This window comes from Pseudomonas sp. MT3 (assembly GCF_054720805.1).
In genome coordinates, this window is the sequence record NZ_JBTVPY010000005.1 from 238,031 (window position 1) to 260,561 (window position 22,531).

General features: G+C 67.0%; 21 protein-coding genes and 2 pseudogenes. 13 read left to right on the top strand and 10 right to left on the bottom strand.

From position 1 onward, the window contains the following. Positions 1–173: 173 nt before the first annotated feature. The 5 genes from ACYCAX_RS07570 to ACYCAX_RS07590 form a co-directional block, all read right to left on the bottom strand. Complete coding sequence (locus ACYCAX_RS07570; protein WP_294975165.1) at positions 174–1,061, bottom strand: alpha/beta hydrolase; 888 nt, start codon at positions 1,059–1,061, stop codon at positions 174–176. A 20-nt stretch (positions 1,062–1,081) separates the two neighbouring features. Next, the gene (locus ACYCAX_RS07575) at positions 1,082–3,316 is read right to left on the bottom strand and encodes a TonB-dependent siderophore receptor (RefSeq protein ID WP_294975168.1); all 2,235 of its coding nucleotides are present in this window, start codon (positions 3,314–3,316) and stop codon (positions 1,082–1,084) included. A gap of 81 nt (positions 3,317–3,397) precedes the next feature. Then, positions 3,398–4,750 (bottom strand): HAMP domain-containing sensor histidine kinase, encoded by a 1,353-nt coding sequence (locus ACYCAX_RS07580; RefSeq protein ID WP_460247729.1) that lies wholly within the window; start codon positions 4,748–4,750, stop codon positions 3,398–3,400. After that, positions 4,750–5,442: a response regulator transcription factor gene (locus ACYCAX_RS07585; protein WP_015477094.1), complete on the bottom strand. Its 693-nt coding sequence runs from the start codon at positions 5,440–5,442 to the stop codon at positions 4,750–4,752. The genes ACYCAX_RS07580 and ACYCAX_RS07585 overlap by 1 nt, the downstream gene beginning before the upstream one ends. Before the next feature lie 84 nt (positions 5,443–5,526). Beyond that, a complete protein-coding gene (locus ACYCAX_RS07590) occupies positions 5,527–5,976 on the bottom strand; it encodes a methyltransferase family protein (protein ID WP_294975174.1) in 450 nt (149 codons plus the stop codon). A gap of 283 nt (positions 5,977–6,259) precedes the next feature. Here ACYCAX_RS07590 and ACYCAX_RS07595 point away from each other — a divergent pair, with 283 nt between their 5' ends. Then, the gene (locus ACYCAX_RS07595) at positions 6,260–6,589 is read left to right on the top strand and encodes a DUF2790 domain-containing protein (RefSeq protein WP_015477096.1); all 330 of its coding nucleotides are present in this window, start codon (positions 6,260–6,262) and stop codon (positions 6,587–6,589) included. Positions 6,590–6,620: 31 nt separating this feature from the next. On the opposite strand, the gene ACYCAX_RS07600 is transcribed toward ACYCAX_RS07595, so the two are convergent. Beyond that, positions 6,621–8,006: a heavy metal sensor histidine kinase gene (locus ACYCAX_RS07600; RefSeq protein ID WP_294975177.1), complete on the bottom strand. Its 1,386-nt coding sequence runs from the start codon at positions 8,004–8,006 to the stop codon at positions 6,621–6,623. Beyond that, positions 8,003–8,677 (bottom strand): heavy metal response regulator transcription factor, encoded by a 675-nt coding sequence (locus tag ACYCAX_RS07605; protein ID WP_015477098.1) that lies wholly within the window; start codon positions 8,675–8,677, stop codon positions 8,003–8,005. Before ACYCAX_RS07605 ends, ACYCAX_RS07600 begins: the two co-directional genes overlap by 4 nt. A gap of 456 nt (positions 8,678–9,133) precedes the next feature. Here ACYCAX_RS07605 and ACYCAX_RS07610 point away from each other — a divergent pair, with 456 nt between their 5' ends. The 4 genes from ACYCAX_RS07610 to ACYCAX_RS07625 are packed head-to-tail and all read left to right on the top strand — an operon-like array spanning position 9,134 to position 14,926. Continuing rightward, on the top strand, positions 9,134–10,339 hold the full coding sequence (locus tag ACYCAX_RS07610; RefSeq protein ID WP_294975182.1) for a TolC family protein: 1,206 nt from the start codon (positions 9,134–9,136) through the stop codon (positions 10,337–10,339). A gap of 16 nt (positions 10,340–10,355) precedes the next feature. Beyond that, positions 10,356–10,484, top strand: a complete 129-nt coding sequence (locus ACYCAX_RS07615) for a hypothetical protein (protein ID WP_269078307.1) — start codon at positions 10,356–10,358, stop codon at positions 10,482–10,484. A 38-nt stretch (positions 10,485–10,522) separates the two neighbouring features. Next, complete coding sequence (locus ACYCAX_RS07620) at positions 10,523–11,773, top strand: efflux RND transporter periplasmic adaptor subunit (protein ID WP_294975185.1); 1,251 nt, start codon at positions 10,523–10,525, stop codon at positions 11,771–11,773. 12 nt (positions 11,774–11,785) lie between these two features. Next, positions 11,786–14,926 (top strand): CusA/CzcA family heavy metal efflux RND transporter, encoded by a 3,141-nt coding sequence (locus ACYCAX_RS07625; RefSeq protein ID WP_460247730.1) that lies wholly within the window; start codon positions 11,786–11,788, stop codon positions 14,924–14,926. Between the two features lie 916 nt (positions 14,927–15,842). Here the strand turns inward: ACYCAX_RS07625 and ACYCAX_RS07630 are convergent. Further along, complete coding sequence (locus tag ACYCAX_RS07630; protein WP_015477102.1) at positions 15,843–17,168, bottom strand: OprD family porin; 1,326 nt, start codon at positions 17,166–17,168, stop codon at positions 15,843–15,845. A 158-nt stretch (positions 17,169–17,326) separates the two neighbouring features. Between ACYCAX_RS07630 and ACYCAX_RS07635 the strand changes: the two are divergent. The 4 genes and pseudogenes from ACYCAX_RS07635 to ACYCAX_RS07650 form a co-directional block, all read left to right on the top strand. Beyond that, positions 17,327–17,503: pseudogene (locus ACYCAX_RS07635) on the top strand (amine oxidase); the annotation flags it as partial. Positions 17,504–17,624: 121 nt separating this feature from the next. Further along, on the top strand, positions 17,625–17,969 hold the full coding sequence (locus ACYCAX_RS07640; protein WP_460247731.1) for a cupin domain-containing protein: 345 nt from the start codon (positions 17,625–17,627) through the stop codon (positions 17,967–17,969). Between the two features lie 510 nt (positions 17,970–18,479). Further along, positions 18,480–18,800, top strand: a complete 321-nt coding sequence (locus tag ACYCAX_RS07645) for a DUF2388 domain-containing protein (protein ID WP_236620518.1) — start codon at positions 18,480–18,482, stop codon at positions 18,798–18,800. A 152-nt stretch (positions 18,801–18,952) separates the two neighbouring features. Continuing rightward, positions 18,953–19,345: a GFA family protein gene (locus ACYCAX_RS07650; protein ID WP_015477106.1), complete on the top strand. Its 393-nt coding sequence runs from the start codon at positions 18,953–18,955 to the stop codon at positions 19,343–19,345. 54 nt (positions 19,346–19,399) lie between these two features. Here ACYCAX_RS07650 and ACYCAX_RS07655 read toward each other — a convergent pair whose 3' ends face one another. Both ACYCAX_RS07655 and ACYCAX_RS07660 read right to left on the bottom strand, forming a co-directional pair. After that, the gene (locus ACYCAX_RS07655) at positions 19,400–20,029 is read right to left on the bottom strand and encodes a helix-turn-helix transcriptional regulator (RefSeq protein WP_041711943.1); all 630 of its coding nucleotides are present in this window, start codon (positions 20,027–20,029) and stop codon (positions 19,400–19,402) included. Between the two features lie 15 nt (positions 20,030–20,044). Then, a complete protein-coding gene (locus ACYCAX_RS07660; RefSeq protein WP_041711944.1) occupies positions 20,045–20,686 on the bottom strand; it encodes a hypothetical protein in 642 nt (213 codons plus the stop codon). 219 nt (positions 20,687–20,905) lie between these two features. Here ACYCAX_RS07660 and ACYCAX_RS07665 point away from each other — a divergent pair, with 219 nt between their 5' ends. From ACYCAX_RS07665 to tssD, 4 genes and pseudogenes are all read left to right on the top strand, one after another. Next, complete coding sequence (locus ACYCAX_RS07665) at positions 20,906–21,262, top strand: ArsR/SmtB family transcription factor (protein WP_015477109.1); 357 nt, start codon at positions 20,906–20,908, stop codon at positions 21,260–21,262. Then, positions 21,246–21,728 (top strand): SRPBCC family protein, encoded by a 483-nt coding sequence (locus ACYCAX_RS07670; protein WP_015477110.1) that lies wholly within the window; start codon positions 21,246–21,248, stop codon positions 21,726–21,728. Before ACYCAX_RS07665 ends, ACYCAX_RS07670 begins: the two co-directional genes overlap by 17 nt. Positions 21,729–21,873: 145 nt before the next feature. Next, positions 21,874–21,987: pseudogene (dkgB, locus tag ACYCAX_RS07675) on the top strand (2,5-didehydrogluconate reductase DkgB); the annotation flags it as partial. Between the two features lie 316 nt (positions 21,988–22,303). Beyond that, a partial coding sequence (gene tssD, locus ACYCAX_RS07680) for a type VI secretion system tube protein TssD (RefSeq protein WP_460247732.1) occupies positions 22,304–22,531 on the top strand: 228 nt, incomplete at its 3' end.

Below are 22,531 nucleotides of genomic sequence, written 5' to 3' on the forward strand. Positions count from 1 at the left end.
ACGCGGGATGCCAAAGCCGAGGGCTGGGGCCGCCCCGAGCGCAGATATATCTCGTAGTGGCGGACTTTGTCCGCGATCCACCGGCGAGGCGGGCGTCAGGTGGGCTGTGCTGGGTTGGGCGGTTCGCGAGCAAGCTCGCGCCTACAGGGGGCTACGAAGCAGGGGCACAGTCGTCACTCCACGAACCGCTTCTGCAGTAGATAGCGCAGCGAAGCCGTCAGCGTCTGCCCGTGGCTCATGCCGTCGAAGGCGTGGAATTGCGCCTGCATGCCCGGCACCTTGCCCAGCTCTTCCACCAGTTGTCGGGCGGCCCGGGGGGCGCTGGGGGTGATGGCTTCGCGCGGCTTGAAGGGTTCCTCGCCGCCGCGCATCAGCAGCAGTTGCGCGGAGTGCTCGCCCAGGCGCTGGGCGAAGCCGTCCCGTTCCTTGAGAATGGTGCCGTCGCCCCACCACAGGGACGGGCTGGCCGGGGCGTAGACGTTGAACTGCCACGGACGGCTCAGCAGCGCATGCAGCGTCAGCAGGCCGCCGTAGGAGTGGCCCCAGAGCGTCTGTTGCGAGCGGTCGATGGGGGCCCGGGCGGATACTGCCGGCAGCATCCGCTCGCGCATCAGGTCGAGGAAGGCGTCGGCGCCGCCGCTGGGGTCGCCGGTGAGCGGGTCTTTCTGTTCGGTCAGACCGGGGCGCGGCGGGGTGTAGTCCAGGGTGCGGCCGACGCGCTCGATGCGCAGTGGCGTCTGGTAGCCCACGGCGACCAGCAGCGGTGCCTTGCCGTTGTCCAGGTCGGCCAGCAGCGTCTCGTCCAGCGCGCCGATGGCGGCGTTGCCGTCGAGCATCCACACCACCGGGTAACCGGCGGCGGGGGCGGGGTGGTTCGGGCGGGCGATCCACAACTGGTAGTGACGCTGGCCATCGGCGGAGTCCAGCTTGAGCTCGCTGAAGCGGTAGGCCAGGTCGGTGCGTTGCAGCAGGGCCGTGTCCATTTTCTGCTCGGGGGCGGGCGCGGCGTGCGCGGCCAGCCCCGGCACGGCGAAAGCCAGTGCCAGGAGGTGACGTTTCATCGGGCGATCTCGCAGACGTTTCAGAAGGACGCGGTCAGGCTGGTGTAGAGGGTGCGCCCCGGCTCGTTGTAGGTCGCCGCGCCGGCGCCGGCGATGTTGTTCACGCTCTGGGCGTTGCCGGCGCGGAACAGGCGCTTGTCGAAGAGGTTGTCGACGCCGGCGGTGAGGCTGAGGTTCCGAGTGAAGGCATAGGTGCCGCTCAGGCCGGCGATGGCGTAGGGCGAGAGTTCGTCGTTGGCGCTGCCGGTCACGCGGTTGCCCTGGTAGTCGTACTTCTTCGGCTTCTGCTTGCCGTACCAGGCCACGGTGGCCTGGAAGGACAGGTCGTCGCGAGCCTGCCAGTCGAGCATGGAGTTGAGGGTGTACTCCGGGGTCACCGAGAGCACGTCGCCGGTTTCCTTGTTCTTCGACTGGAGCATGTAGGTGAAGTTGTTGCTCCACTTCAGTTGCGCGGCCAGGGGAATGGTCAGGGTGCCTTCCAGGCCTTCGACCACCGCCTTGGGCACGTTTTCCCACTGGTAGATCGCCGCGTTGGCGTAGTTGCCGCTGCCGCCGCTGGCCTCGCCGACCGGCGAGAGGCCCGAGTCGATCTTGTTCTTGTAGTCGTTGCGGAAGTAGGTCAGGCCGGCGACCCAGCCGTCACGCTGGTACTCGATGCCCAGTTCCTTGTTGACGCTGGTCTCGGCCTCGAGGTCCTCGTTGCCCTGCAGGTAGCAGCTGGTGGTCTGGCCGTAGCAGCCCTGGCCACGGCTGTAGAGCAGGTAGTCGGGGTTGAGCTGGTACAGGTTCGGCGCCTTGTAGGCACGGGCGATGCCGGCTTTCAGGGTGAGGGTATCGGTCAGCGCGTGGGACAGGTTCAGCGACGGGCTCCAGTTGTCGCCGACGATGTCGTGGTGGTCCCAGCGCAGGCCGGGGGTGAGCATGGTGCCGGGCATCAGCTCGATGTTGTCCTCGGCGAACAGCGAGAAGATGCGCGCCGACGAGGTGGTGCTGCGTCCGCTGCTGTCCAGGCCCGGCACCGCGCCGCCTTCGCTGGTGGGCTGGGTATTGGCGCTGGGGTCGTCGAGCTCCTGGCGGACCCATTCGCTGCCCAGGGTCAGGGTCTGGTCGCGCCAGGCGTGCAGTGGCAGGTTCACTTCGCCGTGGGCGGTGAGGTCGCGCAGGGTGGCGGTGTAGAAATCGGTGTTGTTGAAGATGCCTTCGGTGCCGCCGGCGAGGCCTTCGTTGATGCGACTGTTGCGGGTCTTCTCGTATTGCAGGTAGGCCATCGAGCTGCCGAAATCCCACTCGCCGCGATGGGTGACCGAGTAGTTCTCGCGGTACATGCGGTTGGTCTCGTGACCGAGCATGGATTTCACGTTGGCGTTGCTGTTGGTGTTCTGGGTGTCGCCGGTATAGATATTGCCCTGGCGGCTGAAGCCGGCCTCGACGTCGAGGGTCTGTTCGGGCGTCAGGCGCCAGCTGAGCAGGCCGTTGATGTCCTTGTTGCGCACGCCTTCGCGGCCGGCGGGCAGGGTGCCGGCCTGGTTGCCGGTGCGCTCGGACTCATGGCCGGCGTTGATGTCCCAGTCGTCCGAATCGGTCTTGGCCACGTTGCCGTACACGCGATAGCTCAGGGTGTCGGTCAGCGGGCCGTTGAGGCCGAAGGTCATGCGCTGGGTGGCGCCTTCGTCGCCGTGCTGCGGGAAGTTGCTGTAGAGGGTCACGTCGCCGTGGGTCTGGCTGCCGGCCTGCTTGGTGATGATGTTCACCACGCCGCCCGCCGCGCCGTTGCCGTAGCGCGCCGCCGCCGGGCCGCGCAGGACTTCGATGCGCTCCACCTGGTCGGCCGGCACCCAGTTGCTGTCGCCGCGGGTGTCGCGCTCGCCGCGCCAGCCGTAGCGCACCGCATTGCGGCTGGCGACCGGCTTGCCGTCCACCAGGATCAGGGTGTTCTCCGGGCCCATGCCGCGAATGTCGATCTGCCGGTTGTTGCCGCGCTGGCCGCTGCTGGAGTTACCGGTCAGGTTGACGCCGGGCATGGTGCGGATGATCTGCGACAGGTCGTTGGACGGCGGGCGCTTCTGGATGTCCTCGGCGGTGATGATCGACACGCCCGGCATCTGCTTGGCTTCTTCCGCGGCGGTGGCGACGACGGTCTCGCTGTCGAACTCGACCACGTCGGAATCGGCGTTGGCGGCGTGTACGGCGGAGGACAGCAGGCAACTGGACAACAGCAGGAAGGGCGCAACGAAGGACAACGGACGGGAGGACATCTTCGATCTCCGGGGGAGGATGATTACAGGGAGATCTCAAATGATAATTAATGCTAATTGCGAGTAAAGCGCATTAACTTTCTAAACACTTGACGAATCGGCGGCCGGCAACAACAGGTGCAGGCACAATCCGGCCTCGCCATTCGCCGCCCACAGCCGGCCGCCTTGCAGCTCGACGGCACGCCGGGCGATGGCCAGGCCGAGGCCGAAGCCGGATGACTCCGCCGGTTGCAGCCGCTGGTAGGGTTGGAAGATGCGTTCCAGGTCTTCCTCGGCGACGCCCGGCCCGTCGTCGCTGACCCGCAGGTGCCAGAATCCACCCTCGCGCCAGCCGTCCAGGCGCACCTGGCCATTGCACGGGGAATGGCGGATGGCGTTGCGCACGATGTTCTCCAGGGCCTGGGCGAGGCTGTCCAGGTGTACCTGGACGACGCATTCGGTGCCCAGGGTGCAGGGCAGGCGGGTGCTGTCCCAGTCGCTCTCGAAGCAGGCGTCCTCGCGCAGCGCTTCCCACACCGACAGCATCAGCACCGGTTCGCGGGCCAGTTGCGGGCGCTCGGTGTCCAGCCAGGCCAGGTCGAGGGTGTCCTCCAGCAGGCGCTGCATGTCGTGGATTTCCCGGTCCAGGCGCAGGCGCAGTTGCTCCGGTGGCAGCTCGCTGTCGTGAGCGATGCGCAGGCGCGCCAGCGGCGTGCGCAGCTCATGGGACAGGGTGCGCAGCAGCAGGCGCTGCTGGCCGAGGCTGGCGCGCAGGCGGTCGGCCATGTGCTCGAAGGCCAGGGCCAGCTCGCCCAGTTCGTCGCGCCGGGCGGCCAGCGGCGTGCCCGGCCCCTCGCGGTCCAGATCGTCGGCGCGCAGGGCATCGGCGCGGTCGCGCAGGCGGTTCAGCGGTGCCACCAGGTGACGGTAGATCAGCAGGCCGAGCAGGGCGGCCAGCAGGGCCGGTACCACGCCGTGGCTGAACAGGTGGGTCCAGGGTGTCAGGCCGCCGGGCAGCAGGCGTTCCGGCAATTGCATCACCAGGCGGCCGCGTTCGGGGTGCTCGGGAAACTCGATGCTGACGTAGGGCAACTGGTCCTGCAGGCGCCGGCTCATTGGCCAGTCGAGCTTGCGCATGAAGGTCAGGTGGCTGGCCTCCTCCGCCGTCAGCGGCGTGCTGCCCAGGCTCTGCAGGTGTTCGCCGATCACCGCGACCCAGGTGTCTTCGGCGGCGGAGAGTTCCCGGCGGAAGCGTTCGACACCCTCGGCGCCTTGCCGCTGCCAGACCGCCTCGGCCTGCTGGGCATAGCGTGCCAGGTAGTCGCGGTCTTCCGCACCGAGGAAGTAGGTGCTGCGCTCCAGCGACAGCCCCCAGGTCCAGATCAGCCAGGTGAGCAGCAGGCAGAACCCCACCTGCAGCAGGGCCAGCTTCCACAGCAGCGGGTGGCGGCGCATCAGTGGCGTTCCGTGTCCACCAGCACGTAGCCCTGGCCGCGTACCGCCTGGATCTGCAATCGCGGTACGCCGATGGCCGCCAGCTTGCGGCGCAGGTTGCAGACGTGCACATCCAGGCCACGATCAAGACGGGTGTAGGCGCGGTGCAACACGCTCTGGTAGAGGAAACTCTTGGATTGCGGCTCGCCGGCATGGGCATGCAGCGTGGCCAGCAGGCGGTATTCGGAAGCGGTCAAACCGGCGTACTCGCCCAGGTGGGCAACGTCCTGCAGCTCGTCGTCGAACGCCAGCACGCCGTCCGGCCTTGGTGCCGTCCGCACGCGTTCCAGCGCCACACGGCGGAGCAGGGCGTCGATGCGCGCGTCCAGTTCGGCGAGGCTGAAGGGCTTGGGCAGGTAGTCGTCGGCGCCCCGGGTGAAGCCGCTGATGCGGTCCTGTTCGGCGCCCAGGGCCGACATCAGCATCACTGGCGTGGCGCGTTCGCTACGCAGCGAATCCAGCAGCGACAGGCCGTCCATACCGGGCAGCAGGATGTCGAGCAGGACCAGGTCGAAGTCGTTCTGGTGGACGGCGACCAGGCCCTGTTCACCGTTGACGCAAGTGGTGACGGCAAAGCCGCGCTGGCAGAAATGCCGTTCCAGGTCGAGGCGCAGACGGGAGTCGTCTTCCACCAGCAGGAGCGAGGGATACACGATTAACCTTGATGAGAATACTTAGCATTTGCAAATATCTCATCCCTTCCCCGCGAAAGGCAATGGCCATCTGCGGGGAGGCGGTCAGACCCAACGTCGCACCCGGCCGCAATAGGCCTCGAACTCCGCCCCGAACAAGTGCCGCAGCGCCTGCTCCTCCGGGGTGATCTGGAAACGGTTCATGTACAGCACGAAGGCTGCGACACCCAGCACGGCGGACAGGGAGGCGAGGGCGATGCTCCAGGCCAGCAGCACGATGGCGAAGCCGAGGTACATCGGGTTGCGCGTGTGGCGGTAGATGCCGGCGACCACCAGCGATGAGGCGGTTTCCGGCTTCAGCGGATTGACCGTCGTGCGGGCACGGCGGAACGACAGCACGCCGGCCAGGCACACCGCGATACCGGCCAGCAGTACCGGCAGCGCCAGCCAGAGCCGGCCCCCGAGCGGCGGCAGCGGGCGGGCCAGCAGCCACATCAGCGCGCCGAGGATGATCGCCACCAGGGGCGGAGGAATCCGGTGTTCGAGCCAGTCCATGCTGCGTCTCCATATGGGGTCGTTCCGTCACACGAGCGTTTTGGCGGCGACGGGTGTGCAGGGCGTATGACGTTCGATGTTATACACCGCTCCCTGCGACAACATCTGCTTCGTGCTGCTCGCGAGTACGGGCCCGGGGGATGAGCGAACACCGCTCGCCGGTCGAAGGCCGCAGCCGGGTGCCGTTGGCCGGATAACCAAATCGTCATGCTCGCCTCAGCCTGTCGTTAGGGAGGGCGCCTTAAGGTGGAGTCATTCCGAACACACCGATGAGGTGACTGCCATGAAACTCCAACGCATCTTCCTGCTCACCGCCCTGTTGGGCACGTCCTCCCTGGCGCTGGCCGACGGCGGCGGCGACATCACCTTCGCCCGCATGGAGCAGGCCCGGCTGCAGGCCATGCAGGCCCGCCAGGCAGAGCAGGAGCAGGTGGCCGAGGTGAAGCAGTACACCTATGGCATGAACCTGGACATCGCCGAAGTGGTGGCGGTGACGCCCATGAGCGGCGACTGCGGCGTGGTGCCGATGCAGATGAGCTACAAGGATTCGGTTGGCGATCTGCAGACCATCGAATACCGCGCCGAGCGGGTGGCCTGCCGCACTACCCGTTGATGCCTTCCGTCAGAGCGCACGCCGGGACGGCTCATTCCGGCAGGGGCGGAAACGCCAGGCGGAAACGTGTCGGGCCTTCTTCCGTGCTGTCGGCGCTGGCCGTGCCCTGGTGCAGTTCCATGATCGAACGCACGATGGCCAGCCCCAGTCCGGTACCACCGTCGGCGCGCGAGCGGGTCTTGTCCACTCGGTAGAAGCGCTCGAACAGGTGCTCCAGGTGTTGTGGCGCGATACCGGCGCCGGGATTCTCCACCTGCAGCGCCACCCTTTCCTCGCCGTCCTGCACCCGTACCCGGATGCGACCACCGTCGGGGGTGTGGCGGATGGCGTTGGACAGCAGGTTGGAAATGGCGCGCTGGATCATCAGGCGGTCGCCCTGCACCCGGCCGTGGCCATCGATGTCGATCGTCAGGGCTTTCTCTTCCGCGCTGAAGGCGAACAGCTCGGCGACTTTCCGCGCTTCCTCGTCCAGCCGTACCGGCTCCCTGGGCAGCAGCGCCTTGGGATGGCTGACCTGGGCGAGGAACAGCATGTCGCTGACGATGCGGGTGACCCGTTCCAGCTCCTCGATGCCCGAGGCCAGTACCGCTTCGTACTCCTCCTTCTCCCGGGGGCGCGACAGCGTGACCTGGGCCTTGCCCAGCAGGTTGCTGATCGGCGAGCGCAGTTCGTGGGCCAGGTCGTCGGAGAACTGGGTCAGTTGCTGCACGCCATTGTCCAACCGGTGCAGCATCAGGTTCAGCGCCCGCGCGGCCTCGCCCAGTTCGCGGGGCAGGTGCTGCACCGGAATGCGGTGGCTGAGGTCTTCGGTGGACACCAGCGATGCGACCTTGCCGAAGCGCCGCAACGGCTGCAGGCCGCGCTTGGCCACCAGGCGCGCGCCGAAAGCGATCAGCAGCAGCAACGGCGGCATCGCCAGCAGCGCGGAACGTAGGAAGGCGCCGAGCAGGGCGTCGTCGTCGCGGCGATCGAGGGTCAGGAATACCCGCATGCGATGGCCATCGCGCAACCGTACCAGGGCCCGTCCGGTCAGCAGGCGGCGGCCATCCGGGGCGCTCCAGTCGAAGGGCCGGCCACTGCCGGCGAAATCATCCAGGGTGGCCAGGTCGCCGACGGGGCCGTTGTTGAAACGCGCCGGCTGGCCGTGTCGCTCGTCGAACAGCGCGGCGCTGAGGGTGTCGTGCCCCATCAACTGGTCCTTCAGTGCATACCCGCGCAGCGGCAGTCCGGCGAGGCCGGGGTCGACGTCCAGGCTGTGCCGCAGTTGCCCCAGTTTGTCTTCCAGCGCTCGGCGGGCGCGGATGTCCAGTTGATGGTCGAGGGCCAGGTAGGCCAGCGTGACCAGCAGGAACATCAGCACCGAGCCGAGCAGGCCGACCCACAGGCCGATGCGCCGCGACAGGCTGGCCGGTTTCATGGGCGTGTTTCGAGCACGTAGCCGACGCCGCGCAGGGTATGGATCAGCTTGTCGGCGAAGGGATCGTCGATCTTTGCCCGCAGGCGGCGGATGGTGACTTCCACCACGTTGGTGTCGCAGTCGAAGTTCATGTCCCACACCAGCGAGATGATCTGGGTGCGCGAGAGCACTTCACCGCTGCGGCTCATCAGCAGGTGGAGCAGGGCGAACTCCTTGCTGGTCAGGTCGATGCGCTGGCTGTCGCGGTAGGCCCGGTGGCGGCCGGGGTCGAGTTCCAGTCCGCCGATCTGCAGCACCTGGGGTTGCTCGATGCGCTCGCTGCGACGCAGCAGCGAGCGGACGCGAGCCAGCAGCTCGGGAAACTCGAAGGGCTTGAGCAGGTAGTCGTCGGCGCCCAGGTCGAAGCCCTTGACGCGCTCGGTGAGGCGGCCGCGCGCGGTCAGCATCATCACCCGCATGTCGCTCTGCTGGCGCAGGCTGGCCAGCACCTCCCAGCCGTCCATCTGCGGCAGGTTCACGTCGAGGATCAACAGATCGTAGGCGCACTGCCGGGCAAGGTGCAGGCCGTCGACACCGTTGTCGGCGCGGTCGACCACATAGCCGCTTTCAGTCAGCCCCTGTTGCAGATAGTCGGCCGTCTTGTGGTCGTCCTCGATGAGCAGGATCTTCATTGCTTAGTTACCCGGTAATGGCTCGAATAATGGCGCCGCGCTATTTCAGGCAGACAGGAAAGTTCGCCGCGGCTGGTAGAGGGCGCGCAGTCTAAAAGCTGTAGCGACTTCAGGGTCAACCGGGCGGACGGTGCGCGAAGTGGCACGAATTAATCCTGTAAGGTCATGATTTATAAGGGTTTCAAGGGCTCCATGAGGGGCGCTTGAAACTCGCCAATTGTTTCCTGAAATTACATGGCGGAGCGCAGAGTCCTTTTTTAATAGATACAACGAGAGTGAGTCGCCTGGCCAATTACATGTTTGTAATTATTCAGTCACCTTGTCGCTAGAGAGGTGCCTCTAGATTCGCCGGTGGAAATGACGGTGTGCCGTCGAAGTTAAATCCACTGCGCGAGGTTCACTGTGCGTTCGAGTCGTTCTGGAGGTGTTTTCCGCTGGCCGAGAGGCGGCGGCTGGATGCTGGGTCTGCTGTTGTTCTGCGGCTGGGCCCAGGGCCGCGAGATCGGCATTGACGAGGCCTTGCAGGCGGCCTTCGCCCATAACCCCGAACTGGCCGCCAGCGGCCGTGACATCGGTATCGCCCAGGGCCTGCGCGAGCAGGCCGGGCTGCTGCCCAACCCCACGCTGTCCTGGGAGCAGGAGGGCACCGAGTCCGACAACCGCACCACCACCATCGGCATCAGTCAGCCGCTGGAGCTGGGCGGCAAGCGCGGCGCGCGGGTGGCGTTGGCCGAGCGCGGCCAGGATGCCGCCGCGCTGAGCCTGCAGGCACGCCGCAACGAGCTGCGTGGCGCGGTGATTTCCGGTTTCTACGGCGCCCTGCGCGCCCAGGAGCGCGAGCGCCTGGCGCAGCAGTCGGTGGCGCTGGCGCAACGCGGACTCACTGCGGCGCAAGGGCGGGTGCGCGCCGGCAAGGCGGCGCCGCTGGAAGCCAACCGCGCACAGGTCCAACTGGCCGAGGTACGCCTGGAGCAGGAGCGGGCACGGCGCGAGCGGGCCGATGCCTACCAGACCCTGGCCGCCCTGATGGGCCTGGCGCAGGCGGACTTCACTGCCGTGCGCAGCGCCGTCGCCGACCGCTTGCCACGGCTGCCCGGCAGCGACGAACTGCTGCGCCGCCTGGGCGACAGTGCGCCAATGCGCCTGGCGCAGACGCGCATCGAGGAAGGCGAGGCCGCCCTGGACCTGGCGAGGACCCAGCGCATCCCAGACCTTGATGTCAGCCTCGGCAGCCAGGAGGCCATCGAGGACGGCAACAGCGACCGCATCGCGGTGATCGGCCTGAGCCTGCCGCTGCCGCTGTTCGACCGCAACCAGGGCAACATCCTCGCCGAGGCCCGCCGCGCCGACCAGGCGCGCGACCTGCGCAACGCCACCGAGCTGCGCCTGCGCCAGGAAACCCAGCAGGCCCTGCAGCAATGGAGCACGGCGCAGGTGGAAGTGAATGCCTTCCGCAGCACCATCCTGCCCAGCGCGCAGACCGCCGTGGAAAGCGCCACCCGGGGCTTCGAGATGGGCAAGTTCAGCTTCCTCGACGTGCTCGATGCCCAACGCACCCTGATCACCGCCCGCGACCAGTACCTCCAGGCCCTGGCCCAGGTCAGCGATGCCTGGGGGCGGATCGAGCGGGTCTACGGCGATGTCGGCGCGGCGGCGCGCTAGTGGCTGGCGCACCGGCTTGGGGCTCGCGCTCGCCCTGCTGGCGACGTCCGCCGTCGCGCCGACCCGCCACTGGAGCGCTGGCCATTGGTGCGTGCATGACCTGTTCCAGCACCTGAATCACCTATTCATCAGTCCCGGCGCCTGACGCCCGCGCGTCGCCGCCGGACCTTCTGCGGAGTTCCCATGATCAAGAGAACCCACCTTGCCGGCGCCGTGGTACTGGCGTCGGTACTGGGCGTCAGCGCCTTCACCTGGCAGGTCGGCGAACGCCCGGCCGCCGCGCATCAGGACGCTGCGGCGCATGCCGATGACGAGCACCACGGCGGTTCCGCCGCCGCCAGCCACAGCGAATCCGCCGACCACGACGATAGCGAGCACGCCCACGCCGAATCGGCCGAACCCGGGGACGAGGGCCTGCACCTGAGCGCCGAGCAGATCGGCGCCGCCGGCATCCAACTGGTGACCGCCGGCCCCGGCGAGCTCGACGAAGCCTTCAGCCTGCCGGGGGAAATCGGTTTCGACGAAGATCGCACCGCCCATGTCGTGCCGCGCACGCCGGGCGTGGTGGAGTCGGTGGCGGTGGAGCTCGGGCAGAGTGTGAAGAAGGGCGAGCTGCTGGCGGTGATTACCAGCCAGCAGGTGTCCGAGCTGCGCAGCGAACTGGCCGCCGCCCAGCGCCGGGCGACGCTGGCCAGCACCACCTTCGAGCGGGAGCGCGAACTGTGGCGCGAGAGGATTTCCGCCGAGCAGGACTACCTGCAGGCGCGCCAGGACCTGGAAGAAGCGCGGATCGCCCTGGCCAACGCCAGGCAGAAGACCAACGCCCTGAGCGGCGTATCGGCCAGCGCCGGCGGCAACCGCTACGAGCTGCGCGCGCCCTTCGACGGCGTGGTGGTGGAGAAGCACCTGGTCCCCGGCGAGGTGGTCAGCGAGGCCACCGCCGCCTTTACGCTGTCCGACCTGTCGCGGGTCTGGGCCACCTTCAGCGTCGCCCCGCAGGACCTGGCGCGGGTACGGGTGGGCAAGCCGGCGCGGGTACAAGCGCCGGACCTGGGCATGCAGGTCGACGGCCGCGTGGCCTACGTCGGCAACCTGCTCGGCGAGCAGACCCGCAGCGCCGTGGCTCGCGTCACCCTGGCCAACCCCGACGGCGCCTGGCGCCCCGGCCTGTTCGTCAACGTGCGGGTCAGCGACCGGGCGCGCCCGGTGCCGGTGGTGGTGCCGGAACAGGCGATCCAGGACGTGGAAGGCAAACCCAGCGTCTTCGTGCGCAACGCCGAAGGCTTCGCCGTGCGCCCGGTCGATCTGGGCATGCGCAGCGCCGGCCGGATCGAAGTCGTCGCCGGTCTCGCGGCGGGCGAGCAGGTGGCGGGCGAGGGCAGCTTCGTCCTCAAGTCGGAGCTGGGCAAAAGCTCGGCGTCCCACGCTCACTGACGGGACGCAGACATGTTCGAACGCATCATTCGTTTCGCCATCGAGCAGCGCTACCTGGTGCTGCTCGCCGTACTGGGCATGGCCGGCCTGGGCATCGCCAGCTACCAGAAGTTGCCCATCGACGCGGTGCCCGACATCACCAACGTGCAGGTGCAGGTCAACACCTCGGCGCCGGGCTTCACCCCGCTGGAAACCGAACAGCGCATCACCTACCCGGTGGAAACCGCGATGGCCGGGTTGCCCGGCCTGCAACAGAGCCGCTCGATCTCGCGTTCCGGGCTGTCCCAGGTAACGGTGATCTTCAAGGACGGCACCGACCTGTTCTTCGCCCGCCAACTGGTCAACGAGCGCCTGCAACAGGCCCGCGAGCAACTGCCCGAAGGCGTGGAGTCCGCACTGGGGCCGATCTCCACCGGCTTGGGGGAAATCTTCCTCTGGACCATCGAGGCCGAGGAGGGCGCGTGCAAGGAGGATGGCACGCCCTACACGCCGACCGACCTGCGGGTGATCCAGGACTGGGTGGTCAAGCCGCAGCTGCGCAACGTACCCGGCGTGGCCGAGGTGAACACCATCGGCGGCTTCGCCAAGCAGTTCCAGGTGGCCCCTGACCCCCGCCGGCTGGCCGCCTACCGCCTGACCCTGGCGGACGTGCTGGCGGCGCTGGAGCGCAACAACGCCAACGTCGGCGCCGGCTACATCGAGCGCAACGGCGAGCAACTGCTGGTCCGCGCGCCGGGCCAGGTGGAGAACCTGGAGGACATCGCCAACATCGTGGTCGCCAACGTCGACGGCACGCCGATCCGCCTGCGCAATGTCGCCGAGGTGGAGCTGGGCCGCGAGCTGCGCACCGGCGCAGCCACCGAGAACGGCCGCGAGGTGGTGCTCGGCACCGTGTTCATGCTGATCGGCGAAAACAGCCGCACCGTGGCCCGCGCCGCCGCCGCCAAACTGGAAGAGATCAACCGCACCCTGCCGGCGGGGGTGAAGGCGGTGACCGTCTACGACCGTACCCAACTGGTGGACAAGGCCATCGCCACCGTCAAGCGCAACCTTACCGAAGGCGCGATCCTGGTGGTCGCGATCCTCTTCCTGTTCCTGGGCAACATCCGCGCGGCGCTGATCACCGCGATGGTGATTCCGCTGGCGATGCTCTTCACCTTCACCGGCATGTTCAGCAACCGCATCAGCGCCAACCTGATGAGCCTGGGGGCGCTGGACTTCGGCATCATCGTCGATGGCGCCGTGGTGATCGTGGAGAACGCCATTCGCCGCCTGGCCCATGCGCAACGGCATCATGGCCGCTTGCTGACCCGTGGCGAGCGCCTGCATGAAGTCTTCGCCGCCTCAAAGGAAGCGCGCCGCGCGCTGATCTACGGGCAACTGATCATCATGGTGGTGTACCTGCCGATCTTCGCCCTCACCGGCGTCGAGGGGAAAATGTTCCACCCGATGGCCTTCACCGTGGTGCTGGCGCTGCTGGGCGCGATGATCCTCTCGGTGACCTTCGTGCCGGCGGCCATCGCGCTGTTCATCACCGGCAAGGTGAAGGAAGAGGACAACCTGCTGATGCGCGGCGCGCGGCGCGTCTACGAGCCGGTGCTGGACTGGGTGATGGCGCGGCGCGCCTGGGTGTTCGCCGGGGCCGCGCTGCTGGTGCTGTTGTCCGGGCTGCTGGGCAGTCGCATGGGCAGTGAGTTCGTGCCCAGTCTGGGCGAGGGCGACTTCGCCTTGCAGTCGCTGCGCACGCCGGGCACCAGCCTGTCGCAATCGGTGGCCATGCAGGAGCGCCTGGAGCAGCAGGTGCTGGCCAAGGTACCGGAGGCCGAGCGCATGTTCAGCCGAACCGGCACCGCGGAGATCGCCTCCGACCCGATGCCGCCGAACATTTCCGACGCCTACGTGATGCTCAAGCCCAAGGACCAGTGGCCCGATCCGAACAAGAGCCGCGCGCAGCTGGAGGCGGAAATCCAGGAAGCCGCCAACGGCGTGCCGGGCAGCGCCTACGAACTGTCGCAACCGATCCAGCTGCGCTTTAACGAGCTGATTTCCGGGGTGCGCAGCGACGTGGCGGTGAAGGTCTTCGGCGACGACATGGCGGTGCTCAACCAGACCGCCGAGCAGATCGCCGGGGTGCTGCGCCAGGTGCAGGGCTCCTCCGAGGTGAAGGTCGAGCAGACCAGCGGCCTGCCGGTGCTCACCGTCAACATCGACCGCCAGCGCGCCGCCCGCTACGGCCTCAACGTGGGCGACATCCAGGACACCGTGGCGGTGGCCGTGGGCGGTCGCCAGGCCGGCACGCTGTTCGAGGGCGACCGGCGCTTCGACCTGATCGTGCGCCTGCCGGAGAACCTGCGCAGCGACATCGACGCGCTGTCGCGCATGCTGATCCCGGTGCCGGCCCCGGCCGGCGCCGCCGATTCGCGCATCGGCTTCATCACCCTGGGCGAGGTGGCGCGCCTGGAGCTGCTCCAGGGGCCGAACCAGGTCAGCCGCGAGAACGGCAAGCGCCTGGTGGTGGTGAGCGCCAACGTGCGCGGGCGGGATATCGGCTCCTTCGTGGCGGAAGCCGGCCAGCGCATTGGCGAACGGGTGAAGTTGCAGGCGGGCTACTGGACCACCTGGGGTGGCCAGTTCGAACAGCTGCAATCGGCCGCCGAGCGCCTGCGGGTCGTGGTGCCGGTGGCGTTGCTGCTGGTGTTCACCCTGTTGATGATGATGTTCAACAACGTGCGTGACGGCCTGCTGGTGTTCACCGGGATTCCCTTCGCCCTCACCGGAGGCGTGGTGGCGCTGTGGCTGCGGGACATTCCACTGTCGATCTCCGCGGGCGTGGGCTTCATCGCGCTGTCCGGTGTAGCGGTGCTCAACGGCCTGGTGATGATCGCCTTCATCCGCAGCCTGCGGGAGGAGGGCCGCAGCCTCGACGTGGCGATCCGCGAGGGCGCGCTGACCCGGCTGCGCCCGGTGCTGATGACGGCGCTGGTGGCCTCGCTGGGCTTCGTACCGATGGCGCTCGCCAACGGCACCGGCGCGGAAGTGCAGCGTCCGCTGGCCACCGTGGTGATCGGCGGCATCCTCTCGTCCACCACCCTGACGCTGCTGGTGCTGCCCGCGCTGTATCGCTGGATGCACCGCAAGGATGAGGATGCGTAGAGCGTTTCGTCGCAGGGGGATAACGCTGCGCGTCATTCGTCCTGCGGTCCTGCGCCGCTGGCGGCTTTGCGTAGGAGCGAGCTTGCTCGCGAACAACCTCGCAGCGGGTTTTGTTCGCGAGCAAGCTCGCTCCTACAGGGTGTGTGGCGTTGAGCGCTGAGCAGGCCTGCGCCCGCGTTACCGCACGAACTGCGATGCCGTGCCCCCGGATGGGCACGGTATCGCAGTGGTTTGCCACGCTCCCGACGCCTGCTCCACCCCAGGCGCCGTCGGGCTGACCTGTCGGCCAGATCGCGGGCGGAGTCCGCTTACGAGGGCGTGGCGAAGCCTCCTGACATCGTGAGTTGGGCGAAATCTCTCCGGCAAACGCCATTGATCCCGTAGGAGCAACTGTCTTCTTCCGGGGTAACCCCTGCCCGTGCTTTCCCCTCACCCCAGTCGTCTCCTTCAGGGAGAGGGAGCGGTCCGCATCGGCTGACGCCTTGATTGCTTCCTGCGCCGAACGGTCCCCTCTAGAGGGTTAGGGTGAGGACTGATCCGAGCCTGGCGCTGTCCGCGATCAGCTTCCGCGCCAGGAGCATCGCGGGCGGAACCCGCTCCTACAGGGGCGAATGCGGTGACCGTGCCGCTACATCCCTTCATGGCTGAGCCTGGTGCCTTCGACGTTCCGCTTCCAACACCCACTGTGCCGCACGATCCCGGCGCAAAAAAAAGCGCCCGGACGGGCGCCAAGTGTTCCTCTCCCCCCAAAGGGGCACGTGGAGCGCCAGGGAGAGGAGCGGTATTGCGGGGGAAAAACATCACCAGTGCCTTGGGGGCGGTGACGACTTCCGTTATACGCCGTGGTACCTAACGGGACGCTGAGCCGGAGCTGACAATTCCGACATCCGCCCGCCGGGCGCCACGGCGTATCGCCTTACAACACGTACAGCGGGTACTCGACGATCAGCCGCACCTCATCCAGGTCCGATTCGAACGCCGTGGCCCGGGTGGTGGCCTGGCGTACGCGCAGCGAGAGGTCTTTCAGACGGCCTTCCTGGAACACGTACTTGGCTTCGATGTCGCGCTCCCAGCGCTTCTGCTCGGTGAGTGGGTCGCCGTTGCCGTCGCGGCGCATGTACACGCTGTTGGCGTTGGAGTAATCGGCGTCGCTGCCACGCGCGTAGCGGGTCATGAAGCTCAGGCCGGGTACGCCGTAGGTGGCCATGTCGAGATCGTAGCGGACCATCCAGGATTGTTCCTTCGGCGAGTTGAAGTCGCTGTACTGGATGGAGTTGTCCAGGTAGATCGAGTCGGCCTGGCGCAGGTAGTCGAAGTCGTTGTCGCCGTTGTTGCGCTGGTAGCTCAGGGCGACGCGGTGCGCGCCGATATGTACGCCGGCGCTGGCGCTCCAGATGTTGGTGTCGAATTCGCCCAACAGCTCACGGCCTTCGTCCACCGACTTGTAGTAGTTGAAACCGCCGAACAGTTCCACCGCCTCGCTCAGCGGGAAGTTCAGCGCGGTACCGAAGTAGTACTGGTTCCAGGCGTCCTTCAGGCGGCTGCTGTAGAGGCTGACACTGGCGTTGTCGTTGATGCTGTAGTCGCCGCCGCCGTAGGCGATCCACGGCGAGTCCACGGGGCCGGCGTAGAAGGTTTCGAAGCCGTCGTCCATCTGCCGCGACTGCGGCTGGCTCATCGAGTGCAGGCGGCCGCCTTGCAGGGTCAGGCCCTCCAGGCTGGTGTTCTGCAGGGTGAGGCCACGGAAACTCTCCGGCAGCAGGCGCGAGTCGCCGTAGTGCACCACGGGAGTCTCGGGGAATACGTCGCCGATCTTCAGGACCGTATCCCACAAGCGCACCTTGGCGGCGCCGCCGGCCTTGGCGTAATCGCTCTCGGTGCGGTCGTCGTTGTCGGTGGGCAGCATGTCCACCGAGCCGCCGGCACCGTTGCGGCCGTCGCCGGTATCCAGCTGGAAGCCGAGCATGGCGAAGGCGTCCACGCCCACGCCCACCGTACCCTGGGTGAAGCCGGATTCGAACTTGCCGATGATCCCGTGTGCCCAGACTTCCGAGTAACCGTTGCCGCGCGGCGACACGGACTGGCCGTGGCGGGCGTCGCGGTTGAAGTAGAAGTTACGGTTGAGGATTTCCAGGCTGGCGCCTTCGAGGAAGCCTTCGGGCTTCTCCTCGGCCAGTGCGGCCGGCGAGGCGACGCCCAAGGCCAGCAGCGAGGCCGCCAGGGGGAGTTTGCGTCGATACATGCTGTGCTCCTAAGGGCAGGATGGTCGGTTACCGCCTGCTGTTGTTGTTTTCGCCCAGGCGTGGCGAGGGCCACGAAAATCGTGAAGGAGCACGGATAACGGCTGGATGAGGCGAAGGTGACAAATCTGTCAGGTAGGGGCGGGCGGCCCTTCTTGCGGGCGTGGAAGGCGTGGGCGTCGGCCCGAGCCGCCTCGGTGGCCGTATCCTGACCAGCCTGGCGCTGGGACGCCAGGACCAATGGAGTGGTTGCGCCCTGGTTGTCCGCCGCTGCAAACCGTTCCCGCCCGAGCCTCTGCGCTTCATCGGTGGCTCCCCGGTGCGCAAGGCCTATCTGATCCTGGGCTGAGCGCGCCCGCCCGGTAACGCCGACCCTTCGTCGCCGCCTTGAAGCGCAAAGCGGGGCTTCACTGAAAGGACAGCCCCCAGGGTTTTGTCGCTACGGTGAGGACATCGCGATGAGCAACGAACAGGTGGCGCCCGAAACGCGCGGTGTAACGGTGGAGTTGCTGACAACGGTCGAGCTTGGCCCGGAGATCGAGGGCATGGCCGGGCGACAGCTCAGGATGCGCAAGGTGACCTTCGAACCGGGCGGCGTCTTCGGGCCGCTGCATGACCACAAGGACAGGCCCGGCACCGTCTTCATCCTGCAGGGCCGCATCACCGATCACCGCAACGGCGTTGCCACGGACTACGGGCCGGGCGTGGGCTGGCCGGAGGACAGAAACACCACGCACTGGCTCGAAAACCGGGGGACGGTTGCGGCGGTGGAGATCTCGGTGGATATCGTCAGGCTGAGGTGAGGTCCGGCTGCCGCCAGGAACGCTGCGGTGGACGGCAGTCCGTCGACTCAGGGGGGCGCGAACCCCCAATGCCGCGGCGCAGACGCGAAACCGGCCGCAGAGACGAGTGACGGGCAGCGCCGAACGAGGAACCTAGTCCATCTGGACGAGGCGAGGCCCCGCGCTTTTTCCTTAGTCTCGAATGTGCATTCTGCGCAGCCTACGTCCTGCTGTGGGTCCATCCAGTACCGGCGCCGCTGGCCAGTACCGTCCATTGCAATGTCAACCACCCGAGCTGCTACGTGCCGGTCCCCGCCATTGGCAGGCTGATGCCGTAGCGGCTGGCAACGCGTGCCTGGCCAACGCAACTCGCATGCGGGGCGCATCTCGATACCTGCGCGGTTCGGTGAGGGCGTCGTGGTTTCAGGCGGGTGATCGGCCTCGCGGATTGCGATTGGCGGGCCGCCGGCATTCTTTACGGGGCCGTCCTGAGGTAAAAGGGACGACATCGTTTTCGCCGGAACCCCTGCCTTGAATCGAGCAAGCATCCTGTTGGGCACCATCTTCCTGCTGGCCGTCATCGGCCCGGCGAGCGGCATGGACGGACGGGGCAATTCCAGCGATCACTTCACCATCGCCACCAGCCTTGGCACCGCCGCCGCCAGCGAGTCCACCAGCCATTCCGTACGAACCTACAAGGCCGCCCACAACGACGCCCTGGCATTCGTCGCCTCCGACGGTGCCATCCACGGTGCGCAACTGGAGCAGGCGCTGCGTGAATACCGGCAGGAATATCCGCGCTCCACGCTGGACGATGGGGAGCTGGCCCAGGCGATTGCCAGCCAGCGCTGATCCACACGCCGCCGGCCCGGACGGCGGAGCCCGGCCATCCGGGCACTCGCCGAACTGCTATGTTCAGCAGCACTGGCAAGGCGCCGGCGCGAGGGGCGTCGATGCCCGTGAACGTGGCGTGACCAGGCGCCGGCGATCAGAGGAGGTGCCGCATGGAACGATTCACCGGGGGTTGCCTGTGCGGCAGCGTCCGCATTGTGGCGTCGGGCCGTCCGTTCCGGGTCGGCCTGTGCCACTGCCTGGATTGCCGCAAGCACCACGGAGCGCTGTTTCACGCTTCCGCGGTGTTCCCCCAGGAGGCGGTGACGGTCGACGGTGAAACACACGAGTACGCCGGGCGGTATTTCTGTCCGCGCTGTGGTTCGTCGGTCTTCTCGCGCAGCGCGGATGAGATTGAGGTGAACCTCGGCTCCCTGGATGCGCCGGACCAGTTGAAACCCACCTACGAGCTCTGGACTCTCCGCCGCGAGTCCTGGCTGCCGCCGTTTCCGCTCGCGCGGCGATACGCGCGCGATCGTGAAGGCACGGGGCGTGCCGAGGAGTAGGTGGGCGCGGGGCCGTTCCTGCCCACCTGGAACCCTGTAAGGCGCTGTCGGACTTCAGGCGGAGTCGTCGTCCGCCGTCCGTCGCAGGTGGAAGCGGCAGACCTGTCCGCCACGGTGCATGCATTCGAGGTGTTCGACGGGGTGGCCGCCGAGGGTGCCGATCAGCGCCAGGTCGAGTTCGCAGACTTCGGGATAGAGGTCGGCCAGGTGGTGGAACACGCAGTTGTGCGCGACGATCTCCAGCTCGCCGGAGCTGCGGGCGATGATCTGCGCTTCGTAGCCCGTCTCGTTGAGGTGTTCGGCGATGCGCGGCTCCGCCACCGGCGAGGCTTCCAGTTCGGTGGCCAGGCGGTTGCCGAGCTTGCGCATCATCCGCATCAGGGTGTCGTGCCCGAGGAGCTCCGCGATCTCGCCGATCAGCAGGTCGGCGAGCAACTGGTATTGGCGGGGAAACAGCTCCCGGCCCTGGGCGCTCAGCAGGTACAGCTGTTCCGGCCGGCGCCCGGTCGGGCGAGTGGGGCCGCGCACGACCAGGGCGTCGCGCTCCAGCGCCGCCAGGTGCTGGCGCACGGCCGTACGGGTGACCGCCAGTTGCTCGGCCAACTCGTCGATGCTCATGCCGCCCGCCCGGTAAAGCAGGGCGGCGAGCAGGTCTTGCTGGGTGCGACCCATTCCTTGAAGCATTCGTTGACCTCGCGTTCAGAACTTGTCCGGGAACTGCTTGACCAGGGCGGCGCTCAAGGCGTCGGCGAGCATCAGGATATGCTGCCGCATGGCCTGCCAGGTCTTGGCTTCGCCAGCGTAGTCATGGGCGCCGAGTTGGTCGATCTGCGCAATGTGCTGGGCACCGTGGGTGCTGAGCATGGCCACCAGGTCCTTCTCGGGCAGATTGGGGTTGGCCGAGGCGAGGAACTTGGCGATGGCGCCGGCATTGCCGGTCAGGTCGCCGACGGCGGCCTTGCGGCCCGCGGCGTCCTTCGCGACGCTGGCGTCGCTGTAGTGCTTCACGGCGATCCAGTGTCCGGCCAGCAGCTTGAGCAACTGATCGGCGGCGGGCTGGCCATAGAGCGGGGCGATGGCGTTGGCGATGGTCGTGGCGTTGGCCACCACCTGGTCGGCGGCTACCTTGGCCTGGGCCTTGTCGCCGTTCTGGTTGGCCTGGACGTAGTCGCGAATCCAGAAGATGTGTTCCTGCCACAGGCCGCGCAGGGCCAGGCGGTTGTCCAGGGCCGCGGCGGACGTCGCCGACATGCCGTTGTGGGTGGAGGGCGCGATGACGGCGAATGCCGGGGTGCAGAGCATGGTGACGAGCACGAGGAGTATCGATGATCCGATTTTCATGGCGGTAGCCTCTGGTGGTCGGTGACACTGCTATATCAATTTAGGCATATAAAAATGCCGTAATTGATATATCCGACAAAAGGCGTGGCCCATATGAGAAAAGCGGAGATCGCACCCTGCGCCTGGGAGCGAGCACCAGGCGTGGGGCGGAGGTCCTGATTGTCCCGTTGCCCGCAGAAAGTGCTTGGCAACGTCCATCATGGGTCTATTGTTAGCCACATGGCTAACAATGAAGCGGCAATCAGCGACGTGTTCCAGGCGCTGGCGGACCCCACCCGCTGCGCCATCATCGGCGCGCTCGGTTTCGGCGCGCAGTCGGTGTCGATGCTGGCGGCGCCGTTCGACATGGCGCTGCCATCCTTCATGAAGCACCTGACGGTGCTCGAACGCAGCGGACTCATCCGCAGCCACAAGAGCGGCCGGACCCGTACCTGCGAACTGGTGCCGCAGCGCCTGGCGCAGGCCGAGCAGTGGATCGCCGAGCAGCGCGCCCTGTGGGAGGCCCGCTCGGACCGCATGGCCGGATTCGTCGAACAACTCCACCAACAGGAGCAGGACCATGACCCCGAATGCTGACCGCGCCGACTCGCGCGACCTGATCATCACCCGCGTGCTCGATGCTCCGCGCAGTGCCCTGTGGCGCGCCTGGTCGGAGCCCGAACTGCTCCGACAATGGTGGTGCCCCAAGCCCTGGACCACCGAAGTGCTGGCGTTCGAGCTCAAGCCCGGCGGCGCCTTCCACACCCTGATGAAAGGGCCGGACGGCGGCGTCAGCGACAACCCTGGCAGCTTCCTCGACGTGGTGCCCGGCGAGCGCCTGGTGTTCACCTCGATGCTCACCGGCGGCTGGCGGCCGAACACGCCCTGGATAGGCTTCACCGCGATCATCACGATGACCGACGAAGGCACCGGCTGCCGCTATACCGCCCAGGTGATGCACCCCGACGACGCCGCTCGGGCACAGCACGAAGAGCTCGGCTTCTTCGACGGCTGGAATACCGTCATCACCCAGCTCGAAGCCTTTGCCACCACGCTGGGGTGAGCGGCATTGCGCTCGGCTCACATGCGGGCAGTCCATTCATGATTTGAAGTCAAAAGGCATTGCCGTGCCGGCGCTTTAATCGTGGAAAGCGAAGCCGGCACACTGGGCTCCATTGGAACCGATCAACCTTCCTGGAGCCCCAAACATGAGCATTCCTTCCTTCGGCCTCGGCACTTTCCGTCTGACCGGCCAGGCCGTCATCGATTCGGTACGCACCGCGCTCAAGCTGGGCTACCGCACCCTCGACACCGCGCAGATCTGTCGCCGTGGAAGTCGACGGGCTGGCGTGCAAGTTCTTGCCACCTGAAATTGAAAAAAACATCGGGGAAATCGCTGGAGGCCAGGGGTAATGCGGTGTTCGGGAGCATGTGCAAGATTTGGACATTGGTGTGCAAGTTCCTGCATGGATTTCCGGGTTTTCGTTCGGAAACTACCAGCGAAGAACGCCGCGGGAATAGCGGAGCCCTAGTCCTGCAACGGGTTGAAGGTTTCTGGCACGCGACTTGTTAAGGGTCTTCCGCCCGGAGGGATATGAGCCTTGGGGCAACCCCAACTATCGTGCAAGGAGCGCTTTCATGCCAACACCCGCGTATCTGTCCCTCGAAGGCACCAAGCAAGGCCTGATCACCGCCGGCACCTTCACCGAGGACTCGGTCGGCAACATCTTCCAGGAAGGTCACGAAGACCAGGTTCTGGTTCAGGCCTTCAACCACCAGGTCATCATCCCGCGTGACCCGCAGTCCGGCCAGCCGACCGGCCAGCGCGTGCACAAGCCGCTGATGATCACCAAGGTCTTCGACAAG

Coding starts and splice junctions, on each gene's coding strand:
- ACYCAX_RS07570 (WP_294975165.1), bottom strand. CDS start 1,061: ATGAAACGTCACCTCCTGGCACTGGCTTTCGCCGTGCCGGGGCTGGCC.
- ACYCAX_RS07575 (WP_294975168.1), bottom strand. CDS start 3,316: ATGTCCTCCCGTCCGTTGTCCTTCGTTGCGCCCTTCCTGCTGTTGTCC.
- ACYCAX_RS07580 (WP_460247729.1), bottom strand. CDS start 4,750: ATGCGCCGCCACCCGCTGCTGTGGAAGCTGGCCCTGCTGCAGGTGGGG.
- ACYCAX_RS07590 (WP_294975174.1), bottom strand. CDS start 5,976: ATGGACTGGCTCGAACACCGGATTCCTCCGCCCCTGGTGGCGATCATC.
- ACYCAX_RS07595 (WP_015477096.1), top strand. CDS start 6,260: ATGAAACTCCAACGCATCTTCCTGCTCACCGCCCTGTTGGGCACGTCC.
- ACYCAX_RS07600 (WP_294975177.1), bottom strand. CDS start 8,006: ATGAAACCGGCCAGCCTGTCGCGGCGCATCGGCCTGTGGGTCGGCCTG.
- ACYCAX_RS07605 (WP_015477098.1), bottom strand. CDS start 8,677: ATGAAGATCCTGCTCATCGAGGACGACCACAAGACGGCCGACTATCTG.
- ACYCAX_RS07610 (WP_294975182.1), top strand. CDS start 9,134: ATGCTGGGTCTGCTGTTGTTCTGCGGCTGGGCCCAGGGCCGCGAGATC.
- ACYCAX_RS07620 (WP_294975185.1), top strand. CDS start 10,523: ATGATCAAGAGAACCCACCTTGCCGGCGCCGTGGTACTGGCGTCGGTA.
- ACYCAX_RS07625 (WP_460247730.1), top strand. CDS start 11,786: ATGTTCGAACGCATCATTCGTTTCGCCATCGAGCAGCGCTACCTGGTG.
- ACYCAX_RS07630 (WP_015477102.1), bottom strand. CDS start 17,168: ATGTATCGACGCAAACTCCCCCTGGCGGCCTCGCTGCTGGCCTTGGGC.
- ACYCAX_RS07640 (WP_460247731.1), top strand. CDS start 17,625: ATGAGCAACGAACAGGTGGCGCCCGAAACGCGCGGTGTAACGGTGGAG.
- ACYCAX_RS07650 (WP_015477106.1), top strand. CDS start 18,953: ATGGAACGATTCACCGGGGGTTGCCTGTGCGGCAGCGTCCGCATTGTG.
- ACYCAX_RS07655 (WP_041711943.1), bottom strand. CDS start 20,029: ATGCTTCAAGGAATGGGTCGCACCCAGCAAGACCTGCTCGCCGCCCTG.
- ACYCAX_RS07660 (WP_041711944.1), bottom strand. CDS start 20,686: ATGAAAATCGGATCATCGATACTCCTCGTGCTCGTCACCATGCTCTGC.
- ACYCAX_RS07665 (WP_015477109.1), top strand. CDS start 20,906: ATGGCTAACAATGAAGCGGCAATCAGCGACGTGTTCCAGGCGCTGGCG.
- ACYCAX_RS07670 (WP_015477110.1), top strand. CDS start 21,246: ATGACCCCGAATGCTGACCGCGCCGACTCGCGCGACCTGATCATCACC.